We start from the raw sequence: 13463 nt of genomic DNA on the forward strand, positions 1-13463 counted from the left end.
GGGACGCCCTTTCTTTTTGGGCTCAGTTTGCTGGTGGCAGTTCGCGTGAGCGGAACTCGAAGAACTCGCGCAAGAACCCCGGTGCCAGAACGCTCAGCGGGTTGATAACAAAGTTCGGGCTATCGAGCGCGCCATTGACGGCGAAGGTGACGCCCACGAGCCCTTCCCCCTCACGACCACCGAGGAACTCGCCGATGATCGGCAACTGCTGGAAGACGTTGTTCAGGCCAAAGAGCGGGACGTAAGTGCCTGTGAGATCCCACTGCCGGCGGTCGGTGTAGATAAAGCCCCGCATAGTGCCGCCGACAGTCGCGCCCGCCAGGACCGCATTGCCCACTTCGACACGGTCGCGCTTACGAACGAAGTCGACCTGTGATGCGGTAAAGTCGAGACGATTCTGCGTGGCGATGGCACTGCGCGAGTCCGAGTGATTGCCCAGCACCTGCACAACCTTGTCTTCATCGACGATGGCGAAGTTGCGCATAATGAGCTGCCCGACTTCCTGATCAAGCTGCCTATCAGTGGTCATCACCAAGCTACCCGAGCCCCCGGCGAGCTGGGAGTAGATGCCGAGCAATCGCAGTATCGTCCCGGCGTCGTTGAAGGCCACTGTCAACGTGCGCCCGTTCGGAGCGGGATTGGTCGTGATGGAAATGGCATTGCCTTCAGAGAACTGCGCAGCGAGTGTTGCCCGGCGCAAATCGGAACCACGCAAGAGCATGTCCACATCAAGATTGAACGCCGTCACGGCATAATAGCCAATGGCGCGATCGAGCTCGATATCCATCGAAATTGGCGCGCTCACCTGTGTCGCTTCCACGCCGCCTGAGCCTTGCTCAAGGCTGAAGAACCGCCCAAGAACGGGTTTCAGATCCAGCTGTTCGCCGCGTACGCGGACGGCAAACCCATCCTCAAGCGGCGTCAGGCGGACGCTAGCACTATCGCCCTTGCTGAGCTGGAAGGTGCCGAACTCGGCTGATTTAAGCGCTTGCTGTGCGTCAAGCTCCAGTGTCCCGGCGAGGCGCACATCATCAAAGGCCAGCACGATGTTTTCGAGCCTTGTGCCGTGCGGGCCCAGCCGAACAATGGCGCTCAACGTGCCCGCGCGACCGATGGACTTATAAATCCCCAGATCGCGGACATTGACCCCCGCCCCTTCAAGATCGACCGTGAGGTCAATCGCGCCATCCGAGAGCGGGCTGGCGATGAACCGCACTGTCCCTTCTAGAAAAGCTGATAGATCAATGCCCAGTTTGCTAATGTCGTCTATCGAGACCGTTGAGGCGACTTGCAGCTTGGGCTCTGAAGTGGGCGTGCCTTCGACCAGAATATCGGCCGGCATGCCATCGATATTGGCGGAGCCGTTAAACCGATAGGCGTGTTGGGTCGCCGCGATCTGGAGTTCGGCATCCCGAATAACGCGCCCTTCGACGGGACGGCTACTGCCAAAGCGGCTCAACCCGCCATTGATTACGTAGTCGACCTGTTCGGGCTTATCTGGCGCCGTGATCAACGTCGTCAGCACATTGACATCAACATCACCAGACAGGGTTTCAATGTCGAGCGGGAGTTGCAACTGCTCCAAAATCTGCGGTCGATGCGCCTTGGCAAAAGCCACAACGGAGGGAATAGCGCCAAGCACGTCGCCGGAAAGTTCCATCACCGTCTGGTCGGGCGACGAGTTATCGAGCACAAAGCCGGGGTTGATCACTTCAATGCTGCCCACATCAGTGGCGACGCTGGCGAGGCCCCCGGAATAGGAGACCACAGCATCGTCAATAGAGATGCGAGACGTGCCGGAAATGTGGATCGGCTCCATGCTCGGCAGCGGTCGGGCGACCATGCCGGTGCCGCTGAGCATGACCGAAATGCTGTCCTCAGGCAGTGATGCATTGCCGTCCGGCGCGCCAATCGTGCCGACGGGGAAGTTGAATCGCATCTGCGTATCGAGAACCTGACCTGCGGAGACATTCTGCAAAACCCAATCCCGCGCCTCAGTGGCTGTGATGTAGGGCCACAACCGCGTCATGTCCTCAACGCTGAAATCGTGCCCTGTCAGCGACAGATCAATGCCCATGCCGCTCTGCAGCATGTCGGCGCGCCCCGAGAGGGAGAGTTGCCCTTCACCCTTGGACACCGTCAGTTGATCAATTCCAACAGCGCCATAGAGCCCCGCAGACCAGCCATAGAAATCAATGCGATCGAACGGCTGCTCCATTTTGGGCAGATCACTGGGGTTGATGAACACATTGCGCGCTGAAAGCGCGATCCCCGTGGTCGAACCGAACTGCTTATCGAGCCCCAGCGCGATGACGCCATAAACGCTGGCCGTGGTGTCACCTACCTGAATTGTGCCTTCCTGCAGCACAAAGCGCCCTTCGCTAGGCTTCCAAACCACATCGAAGATCGAACTGACGATCGGATAGCTGTCAGTGCCGATCTTAAGGTCCAAGCCGGTGAGGTCGAGCTTGAATTCGCCCCCGATCAGCTCCCCAACATCGGGCGTGAAGGTCACATCGAGCGAGAGCGCCCCAGTTCCCCGCAAGGCCACCAAAGCGTCTTGTCCATCGAGGAACGGCAGGATGTTGGCGTAGTCGATGTTGGTCACATCGGCCTGCAAATGCCTGGTACCGTCTTCTGCCAACATCCTTGTCAGCGCCACATGCACTTTCCGTCCGGCGATGGTCGCGGAAATTTTTCCCTCAGTGCGCTGCGCATTGCCAGGGACCGGCGCGATATCGACTTCAACATTTTCTAATCTGCGGAACAGGCCGTTGACGGGGTCCAACATCGCGACCTCGCCACCCCGAATGTAGAGACGCGAAAAGCGGCCTTGCGCCGTCTGCTCGACGAGGTCTGAAATCGCGGCTTCCGCCGCTTCCAGGTTGTAAATCAGCCAATCATTGTCCGAACGCATGGGCGGGGCAGAGCTTTTCTCGGTCTGCACGCCCTCAGCATCGATCTCGATGGCCGGAAACCGGTCGGCGCCCTCCATCACGCTGATGGTCGGCAGGCTGTCTTCTGAAAGGCCGTGAAATTCGAGTTCCACCAGACGCGGCCCGTGCAGGTCCTGCACCATCTCGATATCTGGCCCGACGATGCCAATGGACGCGCCGGGCTGCCCAAACAGCGCTCGGGCGGGTGAGAACCCCACTTCAATAGCATCAACGGCGATATGGGTGCCCGATTTCCTGTCTGTCAGCCGGACCGGCGCGAACCGAATGACGGGCCAAACTCCGTTCTCCAACCCCAGTGCCATGTCGCCGATTTCGATATCGGTATCGGGGCCCATGGCGTTCTGCACAAACAAGCGCACGGCGGGTCCGGAGAATGGCAGGCTGATCGGCGTCGCCAACAGCACCAGATAAAGGATCAGGGATAGCGCGCAGGGAATACCCAGAAGCCAGACGAGACTCTTGGTCGCCTGTCGAGCCCAGGCTCGTGGCGGCGAGGATGGCGATGGTTTCGGCGCTTCTGCAGAAATGATCGCGTCACTCACTATTGTCCCGAACAGCCTTGGCGTGCCCGGAGAATCAATGCCCTAAAGGCGTTTCATTGGGAGATGATACCGGCTGCAATGTGGCCTCGACACCCTCTCAATCGCTACATCTTAGGAGTGCCTTATGACTGAATTGAAAATCGGAGACGCGGCACCAGATTTTGCCGTGGAGCGCGATGACGGCACCACCGTCTCCCTTGCCGATTTCAAAGGGCAGCCAGTGGTGGTCTACTTCTACCCAAAGGACAACACCCCCGGCTGCACCACCGAGAACAAAGACTTCTGCGTCATGTCCGATGCGTTTGCCCAGCGCGGCGCGGTGCTGCTCGGCGTTTCGCCAGACACCGTCGCAACCCACCAAAAATTTCGCGCCAAGCACGAGCTAAACCTGCCATTGGGCGCTGACCCTGAACGCAAGATGATCGAGGCATTTGGCGTGTGGCAGCTCAAAAAACTCTATGGCAAAGAGTTTATGGGGCTCGTCAGAACGAGTTTTATTATTGATGGCAATGGAAAAATTGCACGCATCATTCGCGCCACAAAAGTCGCGGGCCATGCGGAAAAAGTTCTTGCCGAACTCGACGCCGTACTCGCCCAATAAAGCCCCACTAACATAGGTTAGTCTTTTTTAACGACAATCGTTCATCTTGAGTAAAACCCGTTTTACTTGAGGCATTTGCGTGAGCACGGCAGGAAAGCACCGAGAGTTGCGCGCACGACCCGCCCCTCGACAGGGCGTATCGTCAAAACTGTTCTACGGCATGTTTGCCGTGCTCTTTGCGACCAATGCCGCAACTGGCCTTGCGTTCTACATGTCGGGCGATCTCGCCCGCATCTTGGGCGAGCAAAACACCAGTGTCATTACTGCTTACGAGGATCGGCTGAGCCAGATGCGGGTCGAGATCGACCGCCTGCACTCTCGCGTCTACGCCCAGGCGGGCGACATCAACATGCAATTGCAGGAAGTCGTGCAGCAGCAAGATGTGCTGCTGGAGCAGCAGCAATTGGTGCGAGCACTCGTCGACAAGGCTGGACAAATGGGCATAGCCTCGCTGCCTGTGCCAAGCCTGCCGACGCTTGACGATCCCACGGATCTTCTCGCCACCACCGACGCGCTCAATCTCATGCTCACGGAAACCGACGCGGTGATGACCTCAATCGCCGACACCGCCAGTAGCAGAACAGAGACTATCGCGAGTGAATTGAATTCATTGGGTATTTATCCCGGACAACTCTCGTCAGAACTCTCGATTGGCGGACCGCTCCTTCCGGCGGCTTCAGGGCCTGAAGCCCGTGATATGTTGATTACGGCCAATCATGTGATGTCGGCATTGCTGCGCTACAACACGGCGCGCACCAGCCTCGAACAGGCCCCGGTTCACCTGCCTCTCGCCGAAAATTCCTATCGGCAGAGTTCTGGCTTCGGCAATCGCTCCGATCCGTTCACGCGCTCACCCGCCTTCCATTCGGGGTTGGACTTTGCAGCGCCAACCGGCACCACCGTGCTCGCCGCGGGAGAGGGTCGCGTGATTTTTGTCGGCAGCAAGTCCGGCTATGGTAAAACGGTGGAGATAGAACATCCTTCAGGCCTACTGAGCCGCTATTCCCACCTCTCGGCCTATCTGGTCGAAATCGGCCAGGATGTCAGCACAGGGCTCCCTATTGCCAAAGTTGGCTCTACCGGTCGCTCCACTGGCCCGCACTTGCATTTTGAGGTGAGGAAAGGCGACCAAGCCTTAAATCCGAAACGCTTTTTAGACGTCGGCAACCGGCTACGCGCACAATTGGGATAGAAAAAGGCCCGGTCTCCCGGGCCTTTCTCATCATCTAGATTAGTCAGAGGTCACGTCAGTCGCAACGCCAACGCGCTGCGCCAAGGCCGCTTCCATGAACTTGTCGACGTCGCCGTCCAGAACCACGTCCGGCTGGCCGCTTTCGACGCCGGTGCGCAGATCCTTGACCATCTGGTAGGGCTGCATCACGTAAGAGCGGATCTGGTGACCCCAACCGATATCGGTCTTGCTGGCCGCCTGAGCGTTCGCCGCTTCTTCGCGCTTCTGCAATTCCTGCTCATAAAGACGCGCCTTGAGCATGTTCATCGCCGTCGCACGGTTCTTGTGCTGGCTCCGTTCTTGCTGACACGCCACAATGATGCCGGATGGCACGTGGGTAATACGGATTGCCGAGTCCGTGGTGTTAACGTGCTGACCGCCGGCGCCCGATGCACGATAGGTATCGACCTTGAGGTCGCTTTCACGAATTTCAATATCGATATTGTCGTCGACCACTGGGTAAACCCAGCAGCTCGAAAAGCTCGTATGGCGACGCGCAGCGGAGTCATAAGGGCTGATGCGGACCAGACGATGAACGCCAGACTCCGTCTTCATCCACCCATAGGCGTTGTGGCCCTTGATCATAATCGTCGCCGATTTGATCCCAGCCTCTTCGCCATCGTGCATTTCGATGACTTCAACCTTGAACTTACGACGTTCAGCCCAGCGCGTGTACATGCGCAGCAGGATGTTCGCCCAGTCCTGGCTTTCCGTGCCGCCAGCGCCGGAGTGGATTTCCACATAGCAGTCGTTGGCGTCGACTTCGCCTGACAGCAGGGTTTCGATCTGCGTCCGGCGAGCGGAAACCTTAAGCTCGAGCAAAGCGTTTTCAGCGTCACGGATTATATCCGCATCGCCTTCCATTTCGCCCATTTCGATCAGCTCGACATTGTCGCGAATGCCGGCTTCGAGTTCCTTGACACCCTTCACCGCAACATCGAGCTCATCGCGCTCGCGCATGGTAACGCGCGCCTTAGCGGGGTCGTTCCAAAAATCTGGTGATTCAGTTTGCGCTGTTAGCGCATCAAGACGGAGTTCTGCTGTATCCCAGTCAAAGATGCCTCCTCAGCAGGCTTAGGACCTGCTTGATTTCGGCGACGGTCTTTTCGATTTCCGCGCGCATGGATATTCCTTTATTACGTGCGCTCCGTTTAGCGGACACGCACCAATCGATCAACCTTGTGAGGGTGTTTCCCTCAGCGTTGCAGCTTCTTAAAACGCCGCAAAGCCGCATCCCGCTTGAGCCGCGAGACCTTATCGAGGAAGAAGATGCCATTCATTTGATCAATCTCATGCATGGCAACGCGGGCTTCAAAGCCCGAGAGTGCCGTTTCGTGGCGCGAACCGGCCACATCGTCATAGCCAATGATGCAGGAGATGGAGCGCACCACCTCCACCTCAATACCCGGCAGCGACACCGAACCCTCGGTACCGAGCTCTGCCTCATCCGACGTGCTCAACACCTCCGGATTATAGAGAAGCCGATAGTCCCTGCCCTCAACCGGACCAAAGCTCACCACAACCACCGGAGCCACATCGCCAATATGCACGGCGGCCAATCCATAGGCGCGATGCTCGGCAGCTGTGGCCTTCAACGCTTCGCCGATCGCGATCAACGCAGCGTCGACAGGGCGCGGCGTCGCGCGTTGTGCGAAACGAGGGTCTGGATAAAATAGAATTTGCGCAGGTTTGGTCATAAATCTCTGCTAATCGAAACCGTCTCGACCGCATAGCTTGAAACTTGTTTCCTACGCTGCTAGGTCGACATATGGCTGGTCCCGTAGCTCAGCAGGATAGAGCACAGGATTCCTAATCCTGGGGTCGTGGGTTCGAATCCCGCCGGGATCACCAAAGCTTCAATGACATGTCGGTGCGCATTTCAGCCTGTTCAGGTTTGAGTGCCCGTGCGCCGTATCTCCGAAGTTGTGTTGGGTCTACGTTTTAGGAAGCGCTGTGATTTCAGCATCCTAGTCAGCTGTTGCGCGTGAAAAGATGTTCCCACAGTTGCGCCGCAAGTAAGAATTGGGCTCCTCCTTCCAATACAACGCGAGGCATTGAGGGTGAATTTGGTCAATCACAACTGAACTGCCCCTTCAGCTTGCGTTCATAAGCTTGGGCTCACATTGCCTCCAGACAACGAGGAGGAGACCTCAAGTGACGAAGACCTTTATCGCCAAAATCGCTCTTGTTTCCACTTTACTGATCATTCCCGTAACCGCCGCCCAAGCCTATGTCATCCACAGCGTCAACGGCAAAAACTGGGTGACCTGCGACAACGGCCAGAATTGGTCGATGAATGGCGGAACGACGCCGATCACCCATGTCCAAGCCGCCCGTGGCTGCGCCAAGTTTGTCAGTACCATTGCCGCGCCACCAGCTGAGCCGACTGAACCAGGGGAGCGTGCCGACGAGGCCGCGAAATCAACCACCAAGTAAAATGAGCTCAGAAACGCACTAACCGGCCCATCACTGGCACATGCGCTTCCCCGCTCCCCTCCCCTTGTAAGATGCAGTTAGCACAATCAAATCTGAGGCCTGGGTAGCCCCCGGAATTCCAGCCTACCTGGCGTTTCTCGTGGGCGTCGTGTTCGATAGAAAACATACCGAGGCATCGCCGACCGCGCTGGGTTCAGGGCCGACTGTGCGGGGTTGAGCCGCAGAGTCCGTCGCAAGTCGTCGCAAAACAAAAATAAGCGCCAAAGAAGATGACGAGCCACAGTACTTTACCACCTATTAACGCGATTCATGGAAGCAAGTTAATGGATCAGAACACGCAAGTGCTTCAGGTGGTATCAATAGCCTAAATGACTACCCCTGAAGACCTTAGGCCGTAATCGGGTCAAGAACGGCCAGTAGGGCCCGTCAAGTTCAGTCTTTGAACGAGACGTCAGGGCAAGCATGAGAGATGAAGTTCTCCAATTTAACTATACGCACCAAGCTGATGGCAGGCGCAGGTGTCATCATCGCCTCCAGCTTGGCAGTTATTGTGATCGGGGGCACGTCCCTGATGTCCAACGCCGCACGGAGCGAAGCAGAGGCGCAGGCACGCGCCCTCATGAGCTCGTATACGGAGATGGTCGAAGGCGAATTCAGCTCGCTCATCGGCACAGCCCGCGGGTTGAGCGCTGCAGTTGAAGGCACGATTGAGCACGCTCAGTTTAGTCGCGACCAGCTCGGAGAAATGGTCAAAGCCGTTGTCTCCTCGAACCCTGCCCTCACTGGCATGACGCTCGCCTTCGAGCCCAACGCGCTCGACGGGAATGACGCGCAGCATATCGGCCATGCCTATTCAGATGCGACTGGCCGCTTCGTTCCGTATTTTACGAACGGTGAGAACGGCTTGCAAACAGAACTGCTCGACATGTCGCCGGAGAACGGCACAGAGAGCTGGTATGATATGCCCCTGCGCGAAAACCGCGATCTGGTGACCCCGCCCTACGCCTATCCAGTCAACGGGCAGTCCATCCTGCTCAGCACCTTCACTGAAATCATTCGCAAGAATGACAATCCAATCGGCATTCTCACGGCGGATCTATCCCTCGATACGATCGGTCGCATCATCGGCGAAATGAAGCCGTTCGGCACCGGCCGTATCATGCTGGTCAGCCATGACACCCAGTGGGTGGCCCATTGGGACCCAGCGCAAGTCGGCCAAATGATGCCGCCGGAATTTGCGGCTGGCATGTTGAGCGAAGCCATGGTCACCACTGGCCAAAGCTATACCGACCCGACAGGCACCGAGCTCTTTGCCATTGCGAGCCGCGTTAAATTTCCGGGCGTGTCCGAAGAGTGGACACTGATCATGGAAATTCCAACGGCGACCATCTACGCCTCGATCAATGAGACGCGTAATCTGGCGCTGATCGCCTCGGTCGTCCTGCTGATCATCACACTGGCGCTGGTTCGCCTGGGTGCTGGTATGATTGCCAAGCCGATTGTCCGCATGACCGGGGTTATGCGCGAACTCACCGAAGGCAAGTATGACATCGAAGTTCCATACCGCGACGGTGGGGACGAAATTGGCGGCATGGCGCGTGCGGTAGAAGTCTTCCGCGAAAACGGCCTCAAAATTAGCCAGATGACCGAAGCCGAAGCCGCGCGCATCATTGCCGACGAACAGAGCCGTCGCGATATGATGACCGATCTGCAGGCTGCCTTCGGCGAAGTGGTGGATGCCGCCATCGCTGGCGACTTCTCCAAGCGCGTACATTCCCAGTTCCCTGATCCTGAATTGAACGGCCTTGCAGGCAGCATCAATTCGCTGGTCGAAACTGTGGACCGTGGCATTGGCGAAACCGGTGTCGTCCTAGGCGCTCTCGCTCGCACCGATCTGACCGTCCGCATGTCGGGCGATTATCGCGGTGCCTTCGCCAAGCTCAAGGAAGACGCGAACGCCGTCGCCGAAACGCTGAGCGACGTTGTTAGCCAGCTCAAGCACACCTCGCAGTCGATCAAGACGGCGACTGGCGAGCTTCTCTCTGGCGCGAACGATCTCTCCGAACGGACCACCAAGCAGGCAGCAACCATCGAGCAGACGTCTGCGGCGATGGAACAGCTCGCGCATACGGTCGTCCAGAGTGCTGATCGCGCCCGCGATGCCAACCAAGACGCGCAGCTGGTCACACGCACGGCCGAAGAAGGCGGTGAAGTGATGACCAAGGCAACCTTGGCCATGACCCAGATCTCGACCTCATCGGCCAAGATTTCCAACATCATCGGGCTCATCGACGATATCGCCTTCCAGACCAATCTGCTGGCGCTGAACGCTTCGGTTGAAGCGGCACGTGCTGGCGATGCGGGCAAGGGCTTTGCTGTCGTGGCTGTCGAAGTCCGCCGTTTGGCTCAGTCTGCTGCCCAGGCGTCTTCCGACGTCAAGGCACTGATCGAAGCGTCGGCCAATGAAGTCACCGTAGGCACGCGACTTGTCGATGAAGCCGCTGGCAAGCTTGCCTCTATGGTTGAAGCCGCCAAGTCCAACTCGCGCCTCATGGACAGCATTGCGCGCGACAGCCGCGAACAGGCCTCGGCCATTGAAGAGGTGACCATCGCCGTCCGCCAGATGGATGAGATGACCCAGCACAATGCGGCGCTTGTTGAAGAAACTAATGCTGCAATCGAACAGACCGAAGCCCAGGCAAACGAGCTGGATCGCGTTGTCGCAGTTTTCCGTACGGACGCTCGCGCCCGCACCACCGCGGCCACTCCGGTGGCTCCAGCAGCACCTGCTGCCCGTCCCCAGCGCCGCAATCAGCCATCAGCCGCTCAAACCTATCTCAGCCGCGGCAATACCGCTGTAAACTCGGATTGGGACGAGTTCTGAGGATCGAACCAGCAAGGGGCTAACCCTGCAACGACGATAGCTTTCAAGGGCCGGAGCACACAGCTTCGGCCCTACTTCATTGGAGAGCCCCTACGATGGGCGCCTTCCATCAGTTGGGCACACCCTACCCTATCCCCCCTCGCCCATCTCCGCTAAGCTGAGGGTCAGGATTTAGGAGTATTCCCAGTGGCGTTGTTTGCGGTCAGTTTTAAGCTTGAAGACGGTGGCGATTATCAGGAACGCTATAATGCGTTGATCAAATCCATCGAGACCAATGCCGATGGTGACATCTGGGGCGAAACCTCGAGCTTTTTCCTCGTGCCTTCAACCCGCAATTCGCTTGGCCTGAAAGAAGACATTATGGCTGGCGCCAATATGCAGGATGGCGATGTGGTCGTGGTCATCAATCTGAGCAAGACCAAAGGCCATTCGACCGACGGCATCAAAAAGAAATCGCTTTTCAAGAAGCTGATCGACCAGCGCTGAGCGCTAGCCGACTTTTTCGCTACGCATAGACAACATGATCAACGCCTGCCGGTGTCACCGGTGGGCGTGTCCGCACTTCGCGGCGGAAGTCGCTCGGCGACATGCCTGCAACTTTGCGGAATGACTTATTGAAGGCGCTGAGCGAGCCGAAGCCGCTGTCCATCGCAATGGTGAGAACGCTCTCCTCGTCACGCATCAACAGCGCCTGCGCATAAGAGAGCCGCATCAGATTGGTGTAGTCATTCAGCGTCATGCCGGTCGATTTTTTGAACACCGTCATCGCATATTTTGGATGAACATCTGCCGCTACAGCTATGTCTACAGAATCAATTTCCTCGCGGAAGTTCTGCGAGATGAACTCACAAATGCGCACCACGAGAGGCGAGGTGTGCTGATCATTGGCTAATGTGCCAATGGGCTTATCATCCGGTAACATTCGGAACGGCGAGAAGCGGACGCGTTCGATGCGCAGCAGCAGTTCGTCAACGGCGATGCTCGCCTTCATCGGATCGCCCGAGCGCGCATAGGCGTCCCAGCGCGCAAAACTGACTGGGTCGGAGGCGTCCGTATCTTGTGTGATGAGGATATTGCCCTTCATCAGGCGCGATTGAAGCTCGGACGAGAGCCGTAGCCTAAAAAAATGTACCAGCGGAAGATGAGCGCCAGCATAGACAAGGTCGTCGGAACCGTCTGACATCCAGTGCGGCTGCCCGCCCCAGAACATCGCAAGATCGCCCGCCGCGAATGTTACTTCATGGCCCGCCATTTTGTAGTGTGCCCAACCCCTTACAATATAATTGATTTCAACCTGCGCATGCCAGTGCGCAGAGGTCATAATCAAGGGGTGTGCGTGGAATGTATGCAGCGATGTTGGCGTACGCTCAACACCATTAGGCAAGGCGACGTAGAATGCTTGGTGAGCAATCTTACTATCCGCCAACTTTGGATACCGTTTCAAAGCGACCAATTCCTCCCTTCAACTAGCTTAAGAACCGCTCAGAGGAAGAGCAACTGAAAACGGGAGGATAGTTATGACTAAAGTGAGCACGCGTTTTGCACGTACTCTCGCCACCGCTATGGCTGGCGTGAGCATGCTCGGTTTTGCGGCAGCCACCGCTGGCGAAGTGAATGTTTGGGCCTGGGACCCGAACTTCAACATCGCCGCCATGGCCGACGCCACCGCGCGCTACCAAGCCAATAATGCCGACACCACATTCGTTGTGACCAATGTCACCCAAGACGAAATCAACCAGAAGCTACAGACCCAGCTTCTCGCTGGCGTTTCTGATGGCCTGCCAGACATCGTCTTGATTCAGGACGACAATATTCAGCGCTTCCTGCAGTCCTTCCCTGGCGCGTTCGTGCCGCTGTCGGACCATATCGATATGAGCAAGTTCGCTGACTACAAGGTCGCGGCGGCTACATATGAAGGCAAGTCCTACTCCCTGCCGTTTGACTCCGGCGTGACCGGCCTCTTCTACCGCGCCGACTACCTTGAAGAAGCGGGCTACAAGCCTGAAGACGTTCAGGACATCACCTGGGATCGCCTGATCGAGATCGGCAAGGATATTCTCGCCAAGACCGGCAAGCAGCTGATCGACATGGACTATAATGATGATGGTCAGATCATCATGATGATGCTGTCCGCTGGTCAGTGGTACCTCAAGGAAGGGAACGAGCCGAACATTCTCGACAACCCTGCGCTCAAAGAATCCCTCGAAGTCTTCCAGGAAATGGCTCAGGCCGGCCTGATCAAGCCAGTGTCGGATTGGACCGGCTACACCGGCGCGTTCACCTCGGGCGAAATCGCCATGGTTCCGCAGGGTGTTTGGATCACCGGTACCGTTAAATCGGCAGCAGATCAGGCTGGCAAGTGGCGCGTTGCCCCAATGCCAAAGCTCAATGACGTTGCAGGCGCAACCAACTATTCCAACAATGGTGGCTCGAGCTGGTACGTCCTGTCGTCCTCGCAGAACCAGGAAGAAGCTATCGACTTCCTCAAGACCATCTGGGCTGAAGACGTCGACTTCTACCAGGGCATTCTGATCAATCAGGGCGCTGTTGGCTCGCTCCTCGCGGCGCGTGAAGGCGATGCCTACAAGGCCAGCGACGATTTCTTCAGCGGCGAACCCGTTTGGCAGAACTTCTCCGATTGGCTCGCCCAGGTTCCATCGGTCGACTACGGCACCTTCACGCCAGAAGCTCGCCTCGCTGTTCGTGCCCAGCTCCCGAACATCGCGAACGGAGGCAATATCGACGAAGCGCTGAAGGCTATGGACGCTCAGCTGCGCCAGCAGATGCAATAATTCCTCCCCGACGGGGGGCG

General features: G+C 57.4%; 10 protein-coding genes and 1 tRNA gene. 7 read left to right on the top strand and 4 right to left on the bottom strand.

Annotated features, from left to right (window positions below; translation table 11 throughout):
* Positions 1–22: 22 nt before the first annotated feature.
* Positions 23–3499 (bottom strand): hypothetical protein, encoded by a 3477-nt coding sequence (locus JHC09_RS01655; RefSeq protein WP_199530553.1) that lies wholly within the window; start codon positions 3497–3499, stop codon positions 23–25.
* A gap of 124 nt (positions 3500–3623) precedes the next feature.
* Between JHC09_RS01655 and bcp the strand changes: the two genes are divergently transcribed.
* Positions 3624–4100, top strand: a complete 477-nt coding sequence (gene bcp / locus JHC09_RS01660; protein ID WP_199530554.1) for a thioredoxin-dependent thiol peroxidase — start codon at positions 3624–3626, stop codon at positions 4098–4100.
* 79 nt (positions 4101–4179) lie between these two features.
* Positions 4180–5292 (top strand): M23 family metallopeptidase, encoded by a 1113-nt coding sequence (locus tag JHC09_RS17140; RefSeq protein ID WP_199530555.1) that lies wholly within the window; start codon positions 4180–4182, stop codon positions 5290–5292.
* A 39-nt stretch (positions 5293–5331) separates the two neighbouring features.
* Here the strand turns inward: JHC09_RS17140 and prfB are convergent.
* A protein-coding gene (gene prfB, locus JHC09_RS01670) for a peptide chain release factor 2 (protein ID WP_199530556.1) occupies positions 5332–6454 on the bottom strand; the annotation gives its coding sequence in 2 pieces (ribosomal slippage) (positions 5332–6384 and positions 6386–6454; 1122 coding nt in all).
* Positions 6455–6527: 73 nt separating this feature from the next.
* Positions 6528–7028 (bottom strand): peptide deformylase, encoded by a 501-nt coding sequence (locus JHC09_RS01675; protein WP_199530557.1) that lies wholly within the window; start codon positions 7026–7028, stop codon positions 6528–6530.
* 77 nt (positions 7029–7105) lie between these two features.
* Here JHC09_RS01675 and JHC09_RS01680 point away from each other — a divergent pair.
* The 4 genes from JHC09_RS01680 to JHC09_RS01695 all read left to right on the top strand — a co-directional run bounded on the left by JHC09_RS01680 (position 7106) and on the right by JHC09_RS01695 (position 11137).
* Positions 7106–7182: transfer RNA gene (locus JHC09_RS01680), tRNA-Arg, on the top strand.
* Between the two features lie 303 nt (positions 7183–7485).
* Entirely contained in the window at positions 7486–7767 is a 282-nt protein-coding gene (locus JHC09_RS01685) for a hypothetical protein (protein ID WP_169194084.1), read from the top strand.
* Positions 7768–8236: 469 nt separating this feature from the next.
* A complete protein-coding gene (locus JHC09_RS01690; protein ID WP_248308829.1) occupies positions 8237–10651 on the top strand; it encodes a methyl-accepting chemotaxis protein in 2415 nt (804 codons plus the stop codon).
* A gap of 186 nt (positions 10652–10837) precedes the next feature.
* Positions 10838–11137, top strand: coding sequence for a hypothetical protein (locus tag JHC09_RS01695; RefSeq protein ID WP_169194085.1), 300 nt, complete (start codon positions 10838–10840; stop codon positions 11135–11137).
* A gap of 19 nt (positions 11138–11156) precedes the next feature.
* Here the strand turns inward: JHC09_RS01695 and JHC09_RS01700 are convergent, their stop codons facing one another.
* Positions 11157–12035 carry a helix-turn-helix domain-containing protein gene (locus JHC09_RS01700; RefSeq protein ID WP_248308858.1) on the bottom strand — a complete coding sequence of 293 codons (879 nt, stop codon included), beginning with the start codon at positions 12033–12035 and terminating at the stop codon, positions 11157–11159.
* Positions 12036–12168: 133 nt separating this feature from the next.
* Between JHC09_RS01700 and JHC09_RS01705 the strand changes: the two genes are divergently transcribed.
* Positions 12169–13443 (top strand): sugar ABC transporter substrate-binding protein, encoded by a 1275-nt coding sequence (locus tag JHC09_RS01705; protein ID WP_199530558.1) that lies wholly within the window; start codon positions 12169–12171, stop codon positions 13441–13443.
* Positions 13444–13463: the final 20 nt, after the last annotated feature.

The sequence above is a fragment of the Devosia sp. MC532 genome, from assembly GCF_016461625.1.
In the GTDB taxonomy this organism is placed as follows: domain Bacteria; phylum Pseudomonadota; class Alphaproteobacteria; order Rhizobiales; family Devosiaceae; genus Devosia.